The sequence below is a fragment of the uncultured Tepidimonas sp. genome (genome assembly GCF_938045175.1).
Lineage (GTDB): Bacteria > Pseudomonadota > Gammaproteobacteria > Burkholderiales > Burkholderiaceae_C > Tepidimonas.
In genome coordinates, this window is record NZ_CALIND010000049.1 from 1 (window position 1) to 20,122 (window position 20,122).

Genomic DNA, 20,122 nt, shown 5'->3' on the forward strand with positions numbered 1-20,122 from the left:
GCAGCGGCGTTGGTCGAGTCGCCCGGCTGGGCGGATCTTGATCCGCGCTACCCGGCCCAGCTCGACGGCGCACGCCAGCAGCTCGAGGCGGTGTGGCAAGCTTTCGATGCCGCGCTGGCGCAGGCGGTGGCGGCGCTGGCCGACGGCCAAGCGCCCCTGCCCGGCGTGCCGGTCTGGGCCGACGAGATTCGCGCCGCGCGCGGCGAGCCATCGCCCGCGCGCGAGGAAAGCGCTGTGCCCGTGCCGAAGGCGGTGCAGGCGTTGGCGCAGTCGGTGTTGCTGCCGGCCATCGAGGCGCTGGAGCGTGAGCTGGCCGAGGGCCACACCAAGGCGATGGGGCGCTACGCCGGTGAACTGCGCCATGCGGTCAAAGTGCACGGTCGCCATGCGGGCCCCGAGCTCGAGGCACGCGCCCAAGCGGCGTTGGCCAAGGCCAAAGAGTTGGAAGACTGGCAGCGCTGGCGCGCCGACCAGTTGCGCGAGGGGCTGCTGGCCCAGGCGCTGGCCCTGACCCAGGGGCCGGAGACCGAGCGCCCCACCGGGCGCAAGCTGCAGGAAACGATCCGGCAGCTGCGCGAGCAGTGGAAGCAAATCGACCAGGGGGGCACCTCGAACCACGCGCTGTGGAAGCGCTTCGACGAGGCATGCAACCAGGCGTATCAGGCGGTGGAGGCCTGGCGGCGCGAGCTCAAAGCGCAAAACGAAGCTGCGCGCCAGGCGCGCTTGGCCCTCATCGAGGAGGTCAAGGCTTGGACGGCCGCCCACGCCGACAGCGACGACTGGCGCGCGCAGCTGCGCGATTTGCATGCCTTTGCCGAACGCTGGCGCCAGGGCGGCCACGTGAGTGAAAAGACCTTTGCCGAGCTGCAGCCGCTGTGGAAAGCGGCGATGGCCGCGGCCCACGAGCGGATCGAGGCGGCGCAGGCCGACAGCGTGGCGCGGCGGCAGGCGCTCATTGCCGAGGCCCAGGCGCTGGCTGCCGAGCCGCGCCTGCGGCTCGATGCCGTCAAAGCGCTGCAGCAGCGCTGGCAGGAAGAGGCGCACCGCGTGCCCCTGGATCGCCGCAAGGAACAAAAGCTGTGGGAGGCATTCCGCCAGCCCATCGACGCCGCCTTTGCCCGCAAGAGCGCCGAGCGCGACAAGGCGCAGGCCGTCACCAGCCGGCTCGACGCCGCCGTGCTCGACGCGGCCCGGGCGCTGGAGGCAGCGTGCGCCAGCGACGACGCGCAGCAGATCCGCGCCGCCATGGCGGCCTTGCGCGCGGCCGCCGAGGGCGAAGGGGTGGCCGACGAGGACCCGGTGAGCGCGGCGGCTGCCCCGGCCGAGTCGGCGCCGGATGCCAGTGCCGCCACGCCCGAAGCGGCGGGTGCCGGGCCACGGCCCGTGGTCGCGCGCCGGGGTGACGATCGCCCCGGTGCTGCCCCGGTGGCGGCGCGCAGTGGGCCCGCAGACAAGGGCGCGTCGCTGCGCGCGCAGCGGCCGCCGCGCCCTGCGCGCAGCGATGTGGCGCCACGCCCGCGTTTGGGGGATGCGGCGTTTCGAGCCCAGCGGCAGGCCCTCGAGCAGGCAGAGGCAAAGCTGCGCCAGTTGGCCGCCCGTACCCAGGGCGAGGCGTTGTCGGCGCTGCTGGCCGCCTGGGCGACGCGCGACCCGGCCCGCATACCCGCGGCGCAGCAGTTGGGCGGGCGCCAGGCCGCGGCGGCGCGCAGCGCCTGGGTGCAAGCCTTGCAGCGCCCCCCCGCCGATGCGGCCCAGGCGATGCAGGCCTTGCTGCGGCTGGAGATCGCGGCCGAGGTGCCGACCCCAGCCGAGCACCTGGACGCCCGGCGCCAATTGCAGTTGCAGCTGCTGACGCGCCGACACGAGCCCGGCCCCGCCGAGACCTGGACGCAGGACGTGGCGCAGGTGCTGGCCAGTGCGCACGACCCGGCGGCCGAGCGGCGTCTGCAGGCCGCGCTCAGGGTGTTGCTGCGCCGCTGACGCTGCGGTCACCCAACCCGCCCGCGCCCGTGCCCGTGGTCGCATCGGGTGGGCGGCCGAAAAACGCATCGAACAGCTCGACCAGCCGCGGATGCTCGGCTGCCAGCCGTTCGCGCGCCACGCAATACGCCTCGCACGCGACGGCAAAGAACTCCGCCGGTGACTCGGCGCCATACGCGTCCAGCCAGGGGGCTGGGCCGCCGAAGCGCTCGTGCAGGGCCACGCGCTCGCGGTGCACCGCCAGCGCCTCGTGCAGCACGTCGTGCCAATGGCGCCGCGCCTGCGCGTCGGACAGCCCCAAAAAACCGGGCGGCAGCAGCGGGCAACCATCAGCGGGCTGGCCCAGTGGTTTGCCGTGCAGATCGATCGCGTGCGCGAATTCGTGGATCACCAAGTTGTGGCCGACTCCCGGCGCGGTGGGGCTGGCGCCCTGCACGCGCGGCCACGCCAGCACGATGGGGCCACCCTGCATGGCCTCGCCGGCCAGTTCTTCTTCGTAAATGTGTTCCACACCCGCGTCGTCGCGCACGCGGCGGGGGGCCACCACCTCGTCCGGGTGCAAGACGATACCGACGAAATCGTCGTACCACGCCAGCGCCGCCAGCCCGCGGTGGCGCAGCGGCAGGCACGCCTGCGCGGCCACCAGCAGCGCCATGCGATCGTCGACGACCAGCCCGTGTGCGCCGCTGAACTCTTTGCGCGCCAAAAAGGCGGCGCACAGGTCGCGCAGGCGTGCGCGCTCGTTGGCGTCGAGCGCCTGCAGCGGCGGCAATGCCGCCACCACGGGGTTCCACAAGGCGTCCGGGATGGCGCTGCCGTCGCCGCGCTGGGCACGCCGACGGCGCTGCCAGCGCTGCAGCCAGCGCCGCCATGTGCGGGCGAGCCGCCGCAGTCCACGCATCCAATCCGGGTCTGGTGTGGGGGCGGTGACGCTCATGGGGCCAGGGCGTCGGGCAGGGCGCGCGCCTGCCAGCCGCCCTGCGCATCCAGGCTGAGCACCTGCAGTCGCGCCGGGTGGGCTGCCGCGTCCCAGTCGCTGAGCACCAAGCGCCAGGCGCCGCCCGGCAGGCGGTGCGCGCCAGGGCGGTGGGTGTGTCCATGGATCAACCCCGCCGCGCCCGCGTCGGCCACGGCGCGCGCGGCCGTGGCGGCATCGACGTCGGTGGGCGGGCGTCCGCTGGCCCGTTGCCGGGCCTGGTGCGCTTGGCTGCGTTCGCGCAGGGCGCGGGCCTGCTGCAGCCGCTGCGGCAGGGGTTGTGCCAAAAACGCCGCCTGCCAAGGCGCGGCGCGCACCTCGGCGCGAAACGCCTGATAGTCGCCGTCGTCCAGGCACCAGGCGTCGCCGTGGCTGAGCAGCCAACGCACGCCGCCCCACTCGAGCCGGGTCGGGTCGGCCAGCCGCTCGACACCCGTGGCGGCGGCAAAGGCGGCACCCAACAAGAAGTCACGGTTGCCGTGCATCACGTACACGGGCCGCCGACGCGCCAGGGCGCCGATCGCGCCCGCCTGCGCCTGTGCGAAGGCGATCTCGGGGTCGAGGGCCGGGTCGGCCGTCAGCACGTCGTCGCCCACCCATACCTCGAACAGGTCACCCAGAATCAGCAGCGCATCGAACGGGGCGGCAGCCAGGTACGACAACCAAGCGCGTGCGGTTGCTGGGTCTTGGGCGTGCAAGTGCACATCCGACACGCAGTCGACGCGGCGCCAAGTGGTCGGCGCATCGATGCGGTCGCGCAGCGTGGGGCCGTCCATGGCAGGCGCCGGTGCGCCGTCAGGGGTTGACGACAACGGCCTTGGTGATCACCACGTCTTGCAGCGGCACGTCGTCGTGGAAGCCCCGGCGTCCGGTGGCCACCTTGCGGATGGCGTCGACCACCTCGGTGCCGGATTTGACCTTGCCGAACACCGCGTAGCCCCAGCCCTGCAGGGTGGGGGCGGTGTGGTTCAAAAACCCGTTGTCGGCAACATTGATGAAAAACTGCGCCGTGGCCGAGTGCGGGGCTTGCGTGCGCGCCATCGCGATCGTGTAGCGGTCGTTTTTCAGGCCGTTGGTGGCTTCGTTTTCGATCGGCGCGCGCGTGGGCTTTTGCTTCATGCCCGGCTCAAAGCCGCCGCCCTGGATCATGAAGCCATCGATGACGCGGTGAAAGATCGTGCCGTCGTAATGCCCGTCGCGCACGTATTGCAAAAAGTTTTCGACCGTCTTGGGCGCCTTGGCGGCGTCGAGTTCGAGCGTGATGACGCCGTGGCCGGCGATGTGGAGTTCGACTTGGGGGTTCATGGAACGGGCTCCGGTGGAGGAGGGGCTTTTCGCCCCGGACGGGGTGGGCGCGGCTTGGGCGCGCGCGGCGGTCCAGCCCACGGCGGCGCCGCAGGCCAGCAGGCCCAGCAGGGCGCGGCGGTGCACGGGTGGTGTCGGACGATGCATGGCAAGCAAAGCGGTCGAGGGTCAACGAGTGGCCGGGACAGGCGGCTGCAGCAGCGAGCGCAGCGCCTGCGCGCGCTCGCGCAACTCGGGCATGTCGGGTTGTAGCGCCAGCGCGCGCTGCCAGTGGCCCAGCGCCAGCCGGGCGTATACGTCGCCCAGGTTGCGGTGGGCCGTGGCGTAGTCGGGGTTGGCGCGAATGGCGTCTTCGAGCGCTGCGCGTGCCTCGGCCAGCCGACCGTGCGCCGCGTGCAACACCGCCAGGTTGTTGTGCGGTTCGGGCAGTTCGGGGTAGGCCTGGATCAGCGCTTCGTACACCTGGCGCGCCGCGTCGACGTCGCCCTGGCCGGCCAGCACCACGCCCAGCAGCAGGCGGGCCTGCGGGTCGCCGGGATGATCCTGCAGCCACTGCTGCAGGCGCTGCTGCGCCAGCGGCCAGGACTGGGTGGCGATGAGGCGCTGGACGTCGGCGTACGGCGCGGCCGGTGATGCGGATTGCGCCAGCGCAGGCGACAACACGCCCAGTGCCAGACTCAGCAGCGCGAGCGCACCCAGGCGTGGCACACGCGGCCGGCGGGGGGGGCGCTGGGTGGTGGGGGAGGGGGGATGAATCAACTCGGGCATCGGTGCACAATACGCGCCTTTGCACTGATTGTAGCCCGCGGGTTCATGACTCGCTGGGCCCCGTTTTGCCATGACCCTGCGCATCTACAACTCGCTCACGCGCCGGCTCGATCCGCTCGTGCCGCTGGAGCCCGGCCACGTTCGCATGTACGTCTGCGGCATGACCGTCTACGATCTCTGTCACCTGGGGCACGCGCGCTCTATGGTGGCATTCGACGTCGTGCAGCGCTGGCTCAAGGCCAGCGGCTATCGCGTGACCTACGTGCGCAATATCACCGATATCGACGACAAGATCATCGCCCGCGCGCTGCAAAACGGCGAAACCATCCGCAGCCTGACCGACCGCATGGTGGCGGCCCTGCACGCCGACGCCGACACGCTGGGCATCGAGCGACCCACGTTCGAGCCGCGGGCCACCGAATTCGTGCCCCAGATGGTGGGCCTGATCGAGCGGCTGGAGGCCAAGGGCCTGGCCTACCGCAGCGACAACGGCGACGTCAACTACGCGGTGCGGGCCTTCCCCGGCTATGGCAAGTTGTCGGGCAAGTCGATCGACGAGCTGCGTGCGGGCGAGCGCGTGGCGGTGGGCGACGGCAAGCGCGATCCGCTCGACTTCGTGCTGTGGAAGGCCGCCAAGCCCGAGGAGCCCGATGAGGCCAAATGGGACAGCCCCTACGGCCTGGGGCGGCCGGGCTGGCACATCGAGTGCTCGGCCATGAGCTGCGAGATGCTGGGCGAGAGCTTCGACATCCACGGCGGCGGCGCCGACCTGCAGTTTCCCCACCACGAAAACGAAATCGCCCAGAGCGAAGGCGCCACCGGCAAGCCGCTGGCCCAGATCTGGATGCACAACGGCTTCGTGCGTGTGGACAACGAGAAGATGTCCAAGAGCCTGGGCAACTTTTTCACCATCCGCGAGGTGCTGGAAAAGTTCGACGCCGAGACGGTGCGCTTTTTCATCGTGCGCGCGCACTACCGCAGCCCGCTCAACTACAGCGACCAGCACCTCGAAGACGCGCGTGCGGCGCTCAAGCGGCTCTACACCGCGCTGGCCGCCGTGCCACCGCAGACGGTCACCATCGACTGGGCGGAGCCGCATGCGGCACGCTTCAAGGCCGCGATGGACGAGGACTTTGGCACGCCCGAGGCACTGGCGGTGTTGTTCGACCTGGCGGCCGAGGTTAACCGCACGCGCGACGCCGCCGCCAGCGGCCTGCTGCGCGCGCTGGGCGGCACCCTCGGACTGCTGCAGCAGGATCCGCAGGCGTTTCTGCGCGCTGGTGCCGGACTGGACGAAGCGGCGATCGCCCAGCGCATTGCCGAGCGGGCAGCTGCCAAAGCGGCGCGTGACTTCGCCACCGCGGACCGCATCCGGGCCGAGCTGGCCGCGCAAGGCATCGTGCTCAAGGACGGTCCGCAAGGCACGACCTGGGAGCGCGCGTGACTGCCGCCGCCGGACAACGTCGCGGGGCCGCGCTGGACCGGGATCCCCCGGCGGCAGGCGGTGTCGTGCCCCCCTACTGGGGCGAGGCGTGCACGCACCTGGTCGGTCGCGACCGCGTCATGGCGCGCCTGATCCCGCAGTTTGCCGGCGCTTGCCTGCAGTCGCGCGGCGATCCGTTCGGTACGCTCGCGCGCAGCGTCGTGGGCCAGCAGATCTCGGTCAAAGCCGCGCAGTCGGTGTGGGAGCGGCTGCTGGCCTGCGTGGGTGACTGCACGCCGCATGCGGTGCTGGCGTGCCCCGACGACACGCTGCGCGCCGCGGGGCTGAGCGCGCGCAAGGTCGAGTATCTGCATGACCTCGCGCGCCACTTTGCCGAGGGCCGGATCGACCCGGCGGCGTGGCACGCCATGGACGACGAGGCCATCATCCGTGAGCTGGTGGCGATTCGCGGCGTCGGTCGCTGGACGGCGGAGATGTTTCTCATCTTCCACCTGATGCGGCCGGACGTGTTGCCGCTGGACGACGTGGGTTTGCTGCGCGGCATCAGCCAATGCTATTTTTCGGGCGAGCCCGTCAGCCGCAGCGACGCGCGTGAGGTGGCGGCCGCCTGGGCCCCGTACCGCAGCGTGGCGACTTGGTATATTTGGCGCTCGCTGGACCCGGTGCCGGTGGCGTACTAAAACCCCAACCCCCCCGGACCGGCGGTGGGTGTGCCCCCGAGTCGGTGACACTAGGGCCGCGAGCGCCCGTGGAGAGACACCTTGGCCAAACGCAATTTTCTGGATTTCGAGCAGCCGATCGCGGAACTCGAAGCCAAGATCGAAGAGCTGCGCTATGTGCAGACCGAGTCGGCGGTCGATATCTCGGAAGAGATCGAGCGCCTGAGCCAGAAGAGCTTGCAGCTCACCAAAGACATCTACAGCAAGCTCACCCCGTGGCAGGTGACCAAGATTGCGCGCCACAGCGACCGGCCCTACACGCTGGACTATGTGCGCGAAATCTTCACCCACTGGACGGAGCTGCACGGGGATCGCCACTTTGCCGACGACCTCAGCATCGTCGCCGGCCTGGCGCGCTTTCAGGGGCAACCCTGTGTGGTCATCGGCCACCAAAAGGGCCGCGACACCAAGGAGCGCGCGCTGCGCAACTTCGGCATGAGCAAGCCCGAGGGCTACCGCAAGGCGCTGCGCGTCATGAAGCTGGCCGAAAAGTTCCGCCTGCCGGTGTTTACCTTCGTCGACACGCCGGGCGCGTATCCCGGCATCGACGCCGAGGAGCGCAACCAGTCCGAGGCCATCGGCCGCAACATCTACGAGATGGCGCAGCTCGAGGTGCCCATCATCAGCACCATCATCGGCGAGGGCGGCTCGGGCGGGGCGCTCGCGATCGCCGTGGCCGATCAGGTGCTGATGCTGCAGTACGCCGTGTACTCCGTCATCAGCCCTGAGGGTTGTGCCTCCATCTTGTGGAAGACCGCCGACAAGGCCCCAGAAGCCGCCGAAGCGCTAGGGCTGACCGCGCACCGACTCAAGGCGCTGGGCCTGATCGACAAAATCGTCAACGAACCCGTCGGCGGGGCGCACCGCGACCCGCAGCAGATGGCGGCCATGCTCAAGCGGGCGCTGGCCGAGGCGTTGCGGCAGGTGGCCGACCTGGATCCGGCCGAGTTGATCGCGCGCCGCCATGCCCGGCTCAACGCCTACGGGCGCTTTACCGACACCAAGGCCGCCCGCGCCTGACGCCGCGGCACGGGCGCTGGCCGACTGGGCGCTGCGCCACCCGGACCTCGACCGGGGGGACGCGCCGTTGCTGGTCGCTTTCAGCGGTGGGGCCGATTCCACCGCCCTGTTGTTGGCGGCGCTGGCGCGCTGGGGGACGCGGGTGGTGGCGGTGCATGTACACCACGGCCTGCAGGCGGCGGCCGATGCCTTTGCCGCGCACACCGAGCAGTGTTGTGCCGCCTGGGGCGTGGCGTGGCAGGGCGTGCGGGTGCAAGTGGCCCTGCCCCCGGGCCGCAGTCCCGAGGAGGCGGCCCGTGCCGCCCGCTACGCGGTGCTGGCCCAGGTGGCGCGTGGGCGCCGCGCGGCAGCAGTGCTGCTGGGACATCACGCGCTGGACCAGATCGAGACCGTGCTGCTGGCGCTGACGCGCGGTGCGGGTTTGCCGGGGCTCGCGGCCATGCCCGAGCGTGTGGAGCGCGATGGCGTTACATGGGCGCGCCCGCTGCTGACCGCCGACGGGCGCGAGCTGCGCGCCCAGCTGGCGGCGGCGCGCGTGCCGTGGGTCGAGGACCCGACCAACGCCGACCCCCATCCCACCCGCAACCGCTTGCGGCAGCAGGTGCTGCCGGCGCTGCTGCAAGCCTTTCCGCAGGTGACGCAGACCGTGGCCCGCAGCGCCCGCCATGCCGCCAGCGCGCAGGCGCTGCTGCAAACACTGGCCCAAGAAGACCTGGCCCGCATCGGCGTGCCCCCAGCGCTGCCCGTTTTGCGTGCCCTGTCGCCGCCGCGCTTGATCAACGCGCTGCGCCTGTGGCTGCGCGAGGCGCACGGTGCGCAGGCCAGCGATGCCCAGTGGCAGGCGCTGGCGCGGCAGATCGCTGCTGCGCGCACGCGCGCGCAGCGCATCGAGCTACGTCTGGGGCCTGGACGCATCCGCCGCTGTGGCGACACCCTGCAGTGGCAGCCCGATGCGGCTAGCGCCGCCACCACCACAACAGCAGCGACAGCAGCCCCGACACCAGCAGACTCGTGCCCAGGGGAAAGTAAAAACTGAAGCCCTCGCGTTCGATGGCGATATCGCCGGGCAGTCGCCCCCAGGGCAGTTTGGACAGCCATGGCCACAGCAGACCCGCCAGCAGCAGCAGGGAACCGGTTGCGATCAGAAAGCGTTGCATGGCCACCTATAATGCCAAGGTTTGCCCGCATCCGCGCGGGCCCCTTCATCAGACGATTCCATGGCACTGATCGTTCACAAGTACGGTGGCACCAGCATGGGTTCCACCGAGCGCATCCGCAACGTCGCCAAGCGGGTGGCCAAATGGGTGCGCGCCGGCCACCAGATGGTCGTGGTGCCCAGCGCGATGAGCGGCGAGACCAACCGCCTGCTCGGCTTGGCCAAAGAAGTGGCGCCAGAAAAACCGGGTACCGCCTACTACCGCGAGCTCGACCAGCTCGCCGCCACGGGCGAGCAAGTGTCGGTGGGGCTGCTCGCCATCGCCTTGCAGGCCGAAGGCATCGACGCCATCTCGTACTGTGGCTGGCAGGTGCCCATCCGCACCAACAGTGCCTACACCAAGGCCCGCATCGAAGCCATCGACGACCAGCGCATCCGCGCCGACCTGGCCGCGGGCAAGGTCGTCATCATCACCGGCTTTCAGGGCGTGGATGCGGGCGGCAATATCACGACGCTGGGCCGGGGCGGCTCCGATACCTCCGCCGTGGCGGTGGCAGCGGCCATCAAGGCTGACGAGTGCCTGATCTACACCGACGTGGACGGCGTCTACACCACCGACCCGCGCGTCGTGCCCGAAGCGCGGCGCCTTGAGCGCATCAGCTTCGAGGAAATGCTGGAGATGGCCAGCATGGGCTCCAAAGTGCTGCAAATCCGCTCCGTGGAGTTTGCCGGCAAGTACCGCGTGCCCATCCGCGTGCTCTCCAGCTTCACCCCCTGGGACATTCCCATCGACGAAGAGGCCCGCAGCGGCACCCTGATCACTTTCGAGGAAGGCGAATCCATGGAACAAGCCGTCGTCTCCGGCATCGCATTCAACCGTGACGAGGCCAAGGTCTCGGTGCTGGGCGTGCCCGACAAACCCGGCATCGCGGCCCAGATCCTGGGCGCGGTGGCCGATGCCAACATCGACGTCGACGTCATCATCCAAAACGTCGGCAAGGACGGGCGCACCGACTTCAGCTTCACCGTGCACCGCAACGACTTGGCGCGCGCGCTGGACGTGCTAAAAGGCCAGGTGGTGCCCGCGCTCGGCGCCACCGACGTGGTCGGTGACGCGCGCATCTGCAAGGTCAGCGTGGTGGGCATCGGCATGCGCAGCCATGTCGGCGTGGCCAGCCGCATGTTCCGCTGCTTGGCGGCCGAGGGCATCAACATCCAAATGATCTCCACGTCGGAGATCAAGATCTCGGTCGTCATCGACGAGAAATACATGGAGCTGGCCGTGCGCGCACTGCACCGCGAGTTCGACCTCGATCAGCCCGAGGACACGCTGCAAGGGGCCTGATTTTGCACACGCCGCCGCGCAGACGCCTCGACTTGGGGCATAATGGCGGTTCTTCGGAGTGATGACCGAGAGGCCGAAGGTGCTCCCCTGCTAAGGGAGTATGCGGGCCAAAACCCGCATCGAGGGTTCGAATCCCTCTCACTCCGCCAGCATTCTGGCTGGTCCTGCAGACGAAAAACCCGACCCTAGCCGGTCGGGTTTCGTTTTTTGGCGCTCGGGAGGTGACGATGCAACCCGTATTTTCTATCGACGGCGGCCACCCCAGCGCCGCCGCACCGGTGCTCGCGGTGCTGGGCATGGGCGGCACGATCGCGGGGCGAGCGGCCTCGCCGCACGACGTGGTGGGCTACCAGGCCGGGGTGGTACCGGTGGCCGATCTGGTGGCGGGGATGGCGCCGCCCGTGGGCTGGCGGGTGCAGGCGCAGCAGGTGGCCAACGTCGACAGCAAGGACATGACGGTGGCGCTGTGGCAGGCGCTGTTGGGCGCGGTGCACGCGCAGCTGCAGCAGCCCGATGTGGGGGCCATCGTCGTCACGCACGGCACCGACACCCTAGAGGAGACGGCTTGGCTGCTGCAAACGGTGCTGCAGCCGGCGCGGCCGGTGGTGCTGGTTGGCGCCATGCGGCCCGCGTCGGCACTGGCGCCCGATGGCCCGCAAAACCTGGCCGATGCGCTGACACTGGCCGTCGATGGCCGCCTGCGCGCCGCCGGTGGCGTGTGGGTGACGCTGGCCGGGCGCGTCTTTGCGGCGCGCACGGTGACCAAAGTGCACCCCACCCGCGCCGATGCGTTTGGCGGTGGCGATGCGGGCCCCGCCGCTTGGGTGGAGGCGGGGCGCGTGCGCTGGGTGGCGCCGCCTGCACCGCTGGCAGGTGAGGCGGCTGATCCGCGGCAGGCCGCACGGATGCAGGCCGTGCTGGCCGCACCACGCTGGCCACGGGTGGAGTGGCTGGCCAGCCATGGCGGCGCGGATGGGGCGCTGGTGCGCGCCTTGCTACGTCAGCGCCGCGAGGCGATGGCGGGGCGCGATGCCGACGATGCGCTGGCCGGGCTGGTGGTCGCGGGAACGGGCAACGGATCGTTGCACGAGCAGCTGGCGGCCGCGCTGGCCCAGGCGCAGGACGAGGGCGTTGCGGTATGGGTGACGACGCGCTGCCCCCAGGGTGAAGTTGTGCCGGGTGAGGGCGGCCGCGCCGAGCGGCGTTTCGCCGTCACCGATTTGCCGCCGCCCAAGGCGCGCGTGTCGCTGTCGCTGCAGCTGTTGTGGCAGGCGGCGGGCCTGGCGTGAGGGTGCGGGCCCGCCGGACCGCCGCGTTTCTCAGTCGGCCAGCGCGGCAAAGACGCGCTGCGTGATCTCCTCGACCGTGCCCAGCCCGCTGATCGCGCGGTATTTGGGGGCGTGGGCCGGATCTTTCTCGGCCCATTGGCGGTAGTAGTCCACCAGCGGACGGGTTTGCTGCGCGTAGACGTCTAGCCGCTTGCGCACGGTTTCTTCCCGGTCGTCGTCGCGCAGGATCAGGTCCTCGCCCGTCACGTCGTCCTTGCCGTCGACCTTTGGGGGGTTGTATTTGATGTGGTACGTGCGACCCGACGCGGGGTGCACGCGCCGCCCGCTCATGCGCTCGATGATGGCGTCAAACGGCACGTCGATCTCGAGCACGTAGTCGATGCGCACGCCCGCCTGGCGCATGGCCTCGGCCTGGGGGATGGTGCGCGGGAAGCCGTCGAACAAAAAGCCGTTGGCGCAGTCCGGCTGGGCGATGCGTTCCTTGACCAGACCGATGATGATGTCGTCGCTGACCAGGCCGCCAGCGTCCATCACCTTCTTGGCTTCGATGCCTAAGGGGGTGCCCGCCTTGACCGCCGCGCGCAGCATGTCGCCGGTGGAAATCTGCGGAATGCCATATTTTTGGCAGATGAACGCGGCCTGCGTGCCTTTGCCAGCACCCGGAGCGCCCAACAGAATCAGTCTCATGGGTTTCCTTTACTCGTCGCGATCGTGTCATGGGGCCGCAACGCCGCGGAGTCTCCTCGTTGGGCCGACGGCGGCGGCTGGCACGGGGCCAGCGCCCAAGAATAGCATGCACATCCCGACACAGGCTTACAGGGGGTGCGATACCGTGCGGGGTTGTCCTCAGGTGTGGTCGCGCTGCCATAGAGCGCGCACGCGCGCCAGGTCCTCCGGCGTATCGACGCCGGGGCCGGGCGCGCGGTCGCTCACCGTCACCGCGATGCGCTCGCCGTGCCACAGCACGCGCAGCTGCTCCAGGGACTCGCAGCGCTCCAGCGGCGCGGGCGGCAGCGACGGAAAGCGCCGCAGAAAACCGGCCCGGTACGCGTAGAGCCCGATGTGGCGCAGGGGCCGGGCGTCGGTCGGCCAATCGTCGAGGGACAGCACGGTGTCGTGGCGCGGGGCATCGCGCCACCACGGCAGCGGCGCGCGGCTGAACAGCAGCGCGATGTGTTGCCGGTCCAGCACCACCTTGACGACGTTGGGATTGAACAGCTCCTGCACCGTGGCGATGGGGTGGGCGGCCGTGCCCATGGCGCAATCGGGCCGCGCGCGCAGTACGTGCGCGACGTCACGAATCAGCGCCGGGTCGATCAGGGGCTCGTCGCCCTGCACGTTGACCACCAGTGCGTCGTCCGGCAAGCCCAGCTGCTGCACGGCCTCGGCCAGCCGATCGCTGCCGCTGGGGTGGTCGGCGCGGGTCAGCAGCGCCGCGATGCCGGCGTCCTGGCAGACGCGCGCGATCTCGGTGTCGTCCGTGGCCACGGTGCACGACAGCGCCCCGCTGGCCTGCGCACGCTGGGCCACGCGCACGACCATGGGCGCGCCGCCGATGTCGGCCAATGGCTTGTCTGGCAGCCGCGTCGAGGCGCGGCGCGCGGGAATGATGACGTGAAACCCGTCGTGCATGGCCCGGCACCCTCAGCCGACGGCGGGTCGTGGCGGGGCCAGCCGGTCGAGTTCGGCCTCGTCCAGCGCGCGGGCCTCGTTTTCGAGCATGATGGGGATGCCGTCGCGGATGGGGTAGGCCAGTCGTGCGCCGCGCGAGACCAGTTCCTGGGTTTCGCGCACATAGACCAACGGTCCCTTCGTGACCGGGCAGACCAGCAGTTCGAGCAGCTTGGGATCCATGGCGGGCATCATAGCGCGCCACGGTCGGCTGCGCGAGCGCGGCGCCAGGCCTGGAGGTGACGGTCGATGGCGGCGTACCACGCGGGCTCGGGCGTCAGCACCAGCGGCACCTGCCACAGCGTTACCCCATCGGGCAGCGGCTGGCCGTGCAGCTTGACGGCATCCTTTTCGGTGCACAGCCAATGCCGGGGGGCACCGGCCGTGGTGGCTGCGGCCTGCAGTGCGGCACCCAGCGCGGCTGCCGGGGCGTGATCGGGCAGCGCCAGTGTGTGCACCAGCGTCAGCCCCCGCGCGCGCAGCATGGCAAAAAACGCGTTCGGCCGCGCGATGCCTGCCAGGGCACCCAGCGGGGTGCGCGCGGCGGCCCAGTCGGCCAAGGGCTGCGAGGCACGGAGGGGAGGCTCGTCAGGAGCGGGGACGGGCAGCGCCGCATCGGCCAGGGCGCGCGTGGCTCGGTATTCGGGGTATGGGTGCGGCCGGGGCGGCGCGCTTGGCTTGTCGGTGCGCAGCACCAGCGCCGGCCCGCCGCCCCAGACGGGCGCGGGCCAGGGCTCGCGCAAGGGGCCGGCGGGCAGCAGCCAGCCGTTGCCGACATCGCGCTGGTCGAACACGATGATCGACAGATCGCGCGCCAGCGCCCAGTGTTGCAGGCCGTCATCGCTGACCACGATGTCCACCGTCGGGTGGCGTTGCAGCAGCGCACGCACGGCGGCCGGTCGCTCGTAACCCACGGCCAACGGTGCGCCGGTGCGGCGCACAATCAGCGCCGGCTCGTCGCCGAGCCGTGCGGGGTCGCCCGTGGCGTCGTCGCAGACGCGCACGGCCGCGCGATCCGTGCGCCCGTGGCCGCGCGAGACGACGCCGGGCCGCCAGCCCGCGGCTTGCAGGTGCTGGACGAGGGCGATCACCGTTGGCGTCTTGCCCGCCCCCCCGGCCACCACGTTGCCCACCACCACCACCGGGACCGGCAGCGGGGCGGGCCAGCGCCAGCCAAGCTGCCAGGGCAGGGCGCGCAGGGCCAGCGCACCGCGGTAGAGCAGGGCCAGGGGCAACAGGCCAACGGCCAGCGGACCGCGCCCGTTCCAGGTGGCGCTCAGGTCCGGCAGCGCCATCAGCGCCCCTGGCTGCGCTGGGTGGCAAAGGTGATTTGCACCAGGCCCACTTGGCGCGCCGCGTCCATGACGTTGATGACCGACTGGTGGCTGGCGGCGGCGTCGGCCTGGATGACCAAAATGGGATCGCTGCCTGGTTGGCCGATCGGCCGCGCGGCGCGCAGCGCCTCAATGAGCGCGTCCACGCCGTGTTGTTCCAGCACGCGGTTGGCGACCGCATAGCGTCCGTCAGGGCCCACCATCACCACGATTTCTGCAGGTGCCCGCGGCGGCTGCTCGTCGCTGGCCACGGGCAGATTCACCTGCAGCGCCGTGGCTTGGCTGAACGTGGTGGTGAGCATCAGAAAGATCAGCACCACCAACAGGATGTCGATGAACGGGATCAGGTTGATCTCGGGTTCTTCGCGGTCGCCGTGTCGAAAGTTCATGCACGCCTCGCTGGGGAGTCGAGAGTCAGCGGCGCAGTGTCAGCAGGTGGTGTAAAAACGCCTCGGCCGCCACCTCCAGCTGCAGCAAAAAACCGTCCACCCGCGCGCGGTAGTAGCGCCAGAAAATGAGCGCTGGAATCGCGATCATCAGCCCGAACGCGGTGTTATATAACGCCACCGAGATACCGTGTGCCAGTTGTGCGGGGTTGCCGCCGCCGGGCATCAGTCCGCCCGGCCCGGCCTGCGAGCCAAAGATCTCGATCATGCCGATGACCGTGCCCAACAGTCCGAGCAAGGGAGCGGCCGACGCGACGGTGGCCAGCGCCCCCAGGTAGCGCTGCAACTGCGCGGCCGCCAAGCGTCCCGCGGATTCGAGCGCGCTGCGCAGCTCGGCTTCGGTGGCACGCGGGTTGGCGTGCAGGGCGCGCAGTCCGCTGGCCAGCACCGAGCCCAGCACCGAGTTGTCGGCCAGCTGTTCCACGACGGCAGGCGGCGGCACGCCGTGGCGGCTCGCCTGCACGGCCTCGTCCAGCAGCCGCGGCGGCACGATGCGCGTGGTGCGCAGGCTCCACGCGCGCTCGATGACGAGGGCCAGTCCGAGGACCGAGCACACGATCAGCGTCCAGATGGGCCAGCCGGCGGCCTGTATGATCGACAGCAAGGGCAATCTCCTGTGCAGCGGTGCGATCCGCGCATTATCGGGCACCGAGTCGGTCACTGGCCCCGCGCGGCCCGCCACCGGTATCGGGCCACCTACGGGACCATCTTCGCATCGATCATGCATGACCTTTCCTGGCCTGCGACGGCTGACGAACCCACTTGGTCGGTTGGTGCCTTGGTGACCGCGGTCGGCGACGCGTTGCGTGCGCGCTTCAACCCCGTGCGCGTGCGCGGTGAGGTCAGCGGCTACCTGCGCGCGGGCAGCGGGCATGCCTACTTCACGCTCAAGGACGCGCAGGGGCAACTGCGCTGTGCATTCTTTCGCCGCGCCGCCGAGGCCAGCGCGGTGGCGCTGCGCGACGGCCTCCAGGTGGAAGTGCTTGGCCGCCTCGACGTTTATGCCGCGCGCGGCGATTTGCAGCTCATCGTCGAGCGCGTGCGGCTTGCGGGCCAAGGTCAGCTCTACGAGCAGTTTTTGCGCCTGAAGGCGCAATTGCAGGCCGAAGGGTGGTTCGATGGGGCGCGCAAGCGCGCGCTGCCTGCGTGGCCGTCGAGTATCGGCGTCGTCACCTCGCTGGATGCGGCGGCGTTGCGCGACGTGGCCACCACTCTCGCGCGCCGGGCCCCGTACCTGCCGGTTCGGCTCTACCCCTCGGCGGTGCAGGGGGCGGATGCGCCCGCGCAACTGTGCGCGGCGTTGCGGCGGGCGTATCAGGATCACGAGACCCACGGCCAGCCCGCGGTGCTGTTGCTCGTGCGGGGTGGGGGCTCGCTGGAAGACCTGTGGGCCTTCAACGACCCGGACGTGGTGCGCACCGTCGCGCAGGCACCCATGCCCGTGATCTGTGGGGTTGGGCACGAGACGGATTTTACGCTGGCTGAGTTTGCGGCCGATGTGCGCGCCCCCACGCCGACGGCGGCCGCCGAGCTGTGCGCACCGGACCGGCAGACCCTGCTCGACGGCCTGCAGCGGCAGGCGGAGCGGCTGCGCAGCGCCGTCTGGCGCCGACTCGACGGCCACGCTCAGCACCTGGACCGACTGGCGCAGCGCCTGGGGCGCCCTTCGGCGCTCACGGCCCGCGAGCGCGCGCGCGTGCAGGCGCTCGAACATCGCTTGCAGCGCGCGCTGGTCATGGGCATCGACCGCCGGCGCCAACACGGGCTGCGGCTGGAGCAGGGTTGGCATTCGGCCGTCAGTCGCACGCTGGAGCGCCACCGGCTGCGGCTGGCGCGCTGGCAGGCGCAGCTGGCGCTGCTCGATCCGCACCGGGTATTGGAGCGCGGCTATGCCTTGGTCACCGATGAAGTTGGCCGCGTCGTCACCTCGACAGCGCAGGTCCACGAGGGGGCACCGCTGCGCGTGGCCCTCTCGCAGGGGCGACTGCAGGTGCGCGTGACGGGCGTGGAGCCATCCCCCACCGAGCCGGCCTGATCCCCACGCTCGGCGGGGGTGCGTGCGGCCCGCCTGTGCGATGTCCGGCGTCTTCCCTACAATGCGGCAGTCGGTTTTTTGACTGCAACGAGGACAACGCCATGGAACACACCCTACCTCCCCTGCCTTTCGCCATCGACGCTCTGGAGCCGCACTACTCCAAAGAGACGCTCGAGTACCACCACGGCAAGCACCACAACGCCTATGTGGTCAACCTGAACAACCTGCAAAAAGGCACCGAGTACGAGTCGATGGCGCTGGAAGACATCGTGCGCCGCGCACCCAACCCCAGCCCGATCTACAACAACGCCGCCCAAGTGTGGAACCACACCTTCTTCTGGCACTGCATGAAGCCGGGCGGTGGTGGCGAGCCCACCGGGCCGCTGGCCGATGCGATCAACGCCAAATGGGGCAGCTACGCCGCCTTCCGGGACGCCTTCGTCAAGAGCGCGGTCGGCAACTTCGGCTCGGGCTGGACTTGGCTGGTCAAGAAGCCCGACGGCAGCGTGGACATCGTCAACACCGGCGCCGCGGGCACCCCATTGACCACGGCCGACAAGGCACTGTTGACGGTGGACGTGTGGGAGCACGCCTACTACATCGACTACCGCAACCTGCGCCAGAAGTTCGTCGAGACCTTCCTCGACAAACTGGTCAACTGGGACTTTGCGCAGGCCAACTTCGCCTGATCACGGCGGTGGCCGACGCCATTGGCGGGCGTCGGCCGAAGGAAGGTCGAGACGAGGGCGGCGCTGGCGTCAGCGGCCGCCAAAAGGGCCGCCCGCCAGGCGAAAGCCGGAGGCGATGCCGCGTTGTGCGAACCAACCCTGGGTCATCTCCAGCACGTAGCGCACCGGCTCGCGGGAGCAGTGGCTGGTTTCGTCCAGCGGGCGCATGTCGACCAGGTTGACGATGCGCCCATCGTCGGCAATGAACGCGGCCGTCAGCGGCACGTACGTATTTTTCATCCAGAAACACTGCACGGCTGGGCGCTCAAAGACGAACAGCATGCCCTCGTTGGCGGGCAGCTCGCGCCGCCACATCAGTCCGATCGCCCGCTGCTCGGGCGTGGCGGCCACCTGTGCGTGGATGAGGTGTAGACCCGCGCGCAGCGTCACGCGGGGCAGGTTGGTTTGCGGTTGCCCTTCGCTGGCAGGCGGCGCGCTGCTCACGCCCAAGGGAATGAGCGCAAACAGCACCAGCCACGTTCGACGACGCGGAGTTGCACGCTTGGGCCAATGAAAGAGGTGGCGCATCGCTGTCAGGTCCGCGCAGGTTTTCTCGATAGAATCGATTGTAGACTGCGGCGCTCATCAGGCGCGGCGGACCATTCAGACCAACGGAGACCCCGCTCATGTACCAACACATCCAAGTGCCTGCCGACGGGCAGAAGATCACCGTCAACGCGGACATGTCGCTCAACGTGCCCGATCATCCCATCATTCCGTACATCGAGGGAGATGGCACTGGGGTCGACATCACGCCCGTGATGATCAAGGTGGTGGACGCCGCGGTGGCCAAAGCCTATGGGGGACAGCGCAAGATCCACTGGATGGAGGTCTATGCCGGTGAGAAATCCACCCGCGTCTATGGGCCTGACGTCTGGCTGCCCGAGGAAACCCTGCACGCGCTCAAGGAGTACGTCGTCTCCATCAAGGGGCCGCTGACCACGCCGGTGGGTGGTGGTATTCGCTCGCTCAACGTGGCGCTGCGGCAGGAGCTCGACCTTTACGTCTGCCTGCGCCCGGTGCGCTACTTCAATGGGGTGCCCTCGCCGCTGAAAGAGCCGGAGAAGACCGACATGGTCATCTTCCGCGAAAACTCCGAGGACATCTACGCCGGCATCGAGTACCCGGCCCAGAGCGACAAGGCCAAAAAGCTCATCCAGTTTCTGATCCAAGAGATGGGCGTGACCAAGATCCGCTTCCCGGAAACGTCGGGCATTGGCATCAAGCCCATCTCGATCGAAGGCACCGAGCGCTTGGTGCGCAAAGCCATCCAATACGCCATCGACAACGACAAGCCCAGCGTCACCCTGGTGCACAAGGGCAACATCATGAAGTACACGGAAGGAGGCTTCCGGGATTGGGGTTATGCGTTGGCCCAGCGCGAGTTCGGTGCTCAGCCCATCGATGGCGGCCCGTGGTGCAAGTTCAAAAACCCCAAGACGGGGCGTGACATCGTCATCAAGGACTCGATCGCCGACGCGTTCCTGCAGCAGATCCTGCTGCGTCCGGCGGAGTACTCGGTGATCGCGACCCCCAACCTGAACGGCGACTACATTTCGGACGCGCTCGCGGCCCAAGTCGGCGGCATTGGCATCGCGCCCGGGGCCAATCTGTCCGATTCCGTGGCGTGCTTCGAGGCCACGCACGGCACCGCACCCAAGTACGCGGGCAAAGACTATGTCAACCCCGGCTCCGAGATCCTGTCGGCCGAGATGATGCTGCGCCACATGGGCTGGAAAGAGGCGGCCGACCTCATCATCAGCGCCATGGAAAAGGCCATCCAGAGCAAGCACGTGACGTACGACTTCGCGCGCTTGATGGAGGGGGCCACGCAGGTGTCGTGCTCGGGTTTTGGGCAGGTGATGATCGACCACATGTGAGTGCGCAGAGGCGGGCCCGACCTGCT

Annotated in this window: 22 protein-coding genes and 1 tRNA gene; 11 read left to right on the forward strand and 12 right to left on the reverse strand. The window is 69.7% G+C overall.

Features of this window, described 5'->3' with window-relative positions; genetic code table 11:
- Positions 1–1,980, forward strand: a 1,980-nt coding sequence (locus Q0716_RS02520) for a DUF349 domain-containing protein (RefSeq protein WP_299019298.1), incomplete at its 5' end; no start/stop codon positions are given.
- Here Q0716_RS02520 and Q0716_RS02525 read toward each other — a convergent pair.
- The 4 genes from Q0716_RS02525 to Q0716_RS02540 form a co-directional block, all read right to left on the reverse strand.
- Positions 1,958–2,917, reverse strand: a complete 960-nt coding sequence (locus Q0716_RS02525) for a M90 family metallopeptidase (protein ID WP_299019300.1) — start codon at positions 2,915–2,917, stop codon at positions 1,958–1,960. The two genes, Q0716_RS02520 and Q0716_RS02525, sit on opposite strands and share 23 nt — an antisense overlap.
- Positions 2,914–3,732 (reverse strand): UDP-2,3-diacylglucosamine diphosphatase, encoded by an 819-nt coding sequence (locus Q0716_RS02530; RefSeq protein WP_299019302.1) that lies wholly within the window; start codon positions 3,730–3,732, stop codon positions 2,914–2,916. Before Q0716_RS02530 ends, Q0716_RS02525 begins: the two co-directional genes overlap by 4 nt.
- 19 nt (positions 3,733–3,751) lie before the next feature.
- Positions 3,752–4,261: a peptidylprolyl isomerase gene (locus tag Q0716_RS02535; protein WP_299019304.1), complete on the reverse strand. Its 510-nt coding sequence runs from the start codon at positions 4,259–4,261 to the stop codon at positions 3,752–3,754.
- A gap of 168 nt (positions 4,262–4,429) precedes the next feature.
- Complete coding sequence (locus tag Q0716_RS02540; RefSeq protein ID WP_299019306.1) at positions 4,430–5,029, reverse strand: tetratricopeptide repeat protein; 600 nt, start codon at positions 5,027–5,029, stop codon at positions 4,430–4,432.
- A gap of 70 nt (positions 5,030–5,099) precedes the next feature.
- Here Q0716_RS02540 and cysS point away from each other — a divergent pair, with 70 nt between their 5' ends.
- From cysS to tilS, 4 genes are all read left to right on the forward strand, one after another.
- Positions 5,100–6,473 carry a cysteine--tRNA ligase gene (gene cysS, locus Q0716_RS02545; RefSeq protein WP_299019308.1) on the forward strand — a complete coding sequence of 458 codons (1,374 nt, stop codon included), beginning with the start codon at positions 5,100–5,102 and terminating at the stop codon, positions 6,471–6,473.
- Positions 6,474–6,505: 32 nt separating this feature from the next.
- The gene (locus Q0716_RS02550) at positions 6,506–7,153 is read left to right on the forward strand and encodes a DNA-3-methyladenine glycosylase (protein WP_299019341.1); all 648 of its coding nucleotides are present in this window, start codon (positions 6,506–6,508) and stop codon (positions 7,151–7,153) included.
- A gap of 81 nt (positions 7,154–7,234) precedes the next feature.
- Positions 7,235–8,212 (forward strand): acetyl-CoA carboxylase carboxyltransferase subunit alpha, encoded by a 978-nt coding sequence (locus Q0716_RS02555; protein WP_299019310.1) that lies wholly within the window; start codon positions 7,235–7,237, stop codon positions 8,210–8,212.
- Positions 8,157–9,248: a tRNA lysidine(34) synthetase TilS gene (gene tilS, locus Q0716_RS02560; protein ID WP_299019312.1), complete on the forward strand. Its 1,092-nt coding sequence runs from the start codon at positions 8,157–8,159 to the stop codon at positions 9,246–9,248. The genes Q0716_RS02555 and tilS overlap by 56 nt, the downstream gene beginning before the upstream one ends.
- On the opposite strand, the gene Q0716_RS02565 is transcribed toward tilS, so the two are convergent.
- Complete coding sequence (locus Q0716_RS02565) at positions 9,169–9,369, reverse strand: DUF2905 domain-containing protein (protein WP_299019314.1); 201 nt, start codon at positions 9,367–9,369, stop codon at positions 9,169–9,171. The two genes, tilS and Q0716_RS02565, sit on opposite strands and share 80 nt — an antisense overlap.
- 60 nt (positions 9,370–9,429) lie before the next feature.
- Here Q0716_RS02565 and Q0716_RS02570 point away from each other — a divergent pair, with 60 nt between their 5' ends.
- The 3 genes from Q0716_RS02570 to Q0716_RS02580 all read left to right on the forward strand — a co-directional run bounded on the left by Q0716_RS02570 (position 9,430) and on the right by Q0716_RS02580 (position 12,002).
- Positions 9,430–10,713 (forward strand): aspartate kinase, encoded by a 1,284-nt coding sequence (locus Q0716_RS02570; protein ID WP_299019316.1) that lies wholly within the window; start codon positions 9,430–9,432, stop codon positions 10,711–10,713.
- Positions 10,714–10,768: 55 nt separating this feature from the next.
- Positions 10,769–10,862 (forward strand) — tRNA-Ser (locus Q0716_RS02575).
- 78 nt (positions 10,863–10,940) lie between these two features.
- Positions 10,941–12,002 (forward strand): asparaginase, encoded by a 1,062-nt coding sequence (locus Q0716_RS02580; protein ID WP_299019318.1) that lies wholly within the window; start codon positions 10,941–10,943, stop codon positions 12,000–12,002.
- A 30-nt stretch (positions 12,003–12,032) separates the two neighbouring features.
- On the opposite strand, the gene adk is transcribed toward Q0716_RS02580, so the two are convergent.
- The 6 genes from adk to Q0716_RS02610 form a co-directional block, all read right to left on the reverse strand.
- The gene (adk, locus tag Q0716_RS02585) at positions 12,033–12,689 is read right to left on the reverse strand and encodes an adenylate kinase (protein WP_299019321.1); all 657 of its coding nucleotides are present in this window, start codon (positions 12,687–12,689) and stop codon (positions 12,033–12,035) included.
- A 159-nt stretch (positions 12,690–12,848) separates the two neighbouring features.
- Positions 12,849–13,634: a 3-deoxy-manno-octulosonate cytidylyltransferase gene (gene kdsB / locus Q0716_RS02590; RefSeq protein ID WP_299019323.1), complete on the reverse strand. Its 786-nt coding sequence runs from the start codon at positions 13,632–13,634 to the stop codon at positions 12,849–12,851.
- Positions 13,635–13,646: 12 nt separating this feature from the next.
- Entirely contained in the window at positions 13,647–13,856 is a 210-nt protein-coding gene (locus Q0716_RS02595; RefSeq protein WP_299019324.1) for a Trm112 family protein, read from the reverse strand.
- An 8-nt stretch (positions 13,857–13,864) separates the two neighbouring features.
- Positions 13,865–14,968 carry a tetraacyldisaccharide 4'-kinase gene (gene lpxK, locus Q0716_RS02600; protein WP_299019325.1) on the reverse strand — a complete coding sequence of 368 codons (1,104 nt, stop codon included), beginning with the start codon at positions 14,966–14,968 and terminating at the stop codon, positions 13,865–13,867.
- A complete protein-coding gene (locus Q0716_RS02605) occupies positions 14,968–15,396 on the reverse strand; it encodes a biopolymer transporter ExbD (protein ID WP_299019326.1) in 429 nt (142 codons plus the stop codon). The genes lpxK and Q0716_RS02605 overlap by 1 nt, the downstream gene beginning before the upstream one ends.
- A 25-nt stretch (positions 15,397–15,421) precedes the next feature.
- On the reverse strand, positions 15,422–16,057 hold the full coding sequence (locus Q0716_RS02610; RefSeq protein WP_299019327.1) for a MotA/TolQ/ExbB proton channel family protein: 636 nt from the start codon (positions 16,055–16,057) through the stop codon (positions 15,422–15,424).
- A 117-nt stretch (positions 16,058–16,174) separates the two neighbouring features.
- Between Q0716_RS02610 and xseA the strand changes: the two genes are divergently transcribed.
- Together xseA and Q0716_RS02620 are read left to right on the forward strand one after the other, a co-directional pair.
- Positions 16,175–17,488 carry an exodeoxyribonuclease VII large subunit gene (gene xseA / locus Q0716_RS02615; protein ID WP_299019332.1) on the forward strand — a complete coding sequence of 438 codons (1,314 nt, stop codon included), beginning with the start codon at positions 16,175–16,177 and terminating at the stop codon, positions 17,486–17,488.
- A gap of 101 nt (positions 17,489–17,589) precedes the next feature.
- Positions 17,590–18,177 (forward strand): Fe-Mn family superoxide dismutase, encoded by a 588-nt coding sequence (locus Q0716_RS02620; RefSeq protein WP_299019335.1) that lies wholly within the window; start codon positions 17,590–17,592, stop codon positions 18,175–18,177.
- A gap of 69 nt (positions 18,178–18,246) precedes the next feature.
- Here the strand turns inward: Q0716_RS02620 and Q0716_RS02625 are convergent, their stop codons facing one another.
- Complete coding sequence (locus Q0716_RS02625) at positions 18,247–18,687, reverse strand: DUF192 domain-containing protein (protein WP_299019337.1); 441 nt, start codon at positions 18,685–18,687, stop codon at positions 18,247–18,249.
- Positions 18,688–18,842: 155 nt separating this feature from the next.
- Between Q0716_RS02625 and icd the strand changes: the two genes are divergently transcribed.
- Positions 18,843–20,096: an NADP-dependent isocitrate dehydrogenase gene (gene icd / locus Q0716_RS02630; protein ID WP_299019339.1), complete on the forward strand. Its 1,254-nt coding sequence runs from the start codon at positions 18,843–18,845 to the stop codon at positions 20,094–20,096.
- The last annotated feature ends 26 nt before the right edge of the window (positions 20,097–20,122 follow it).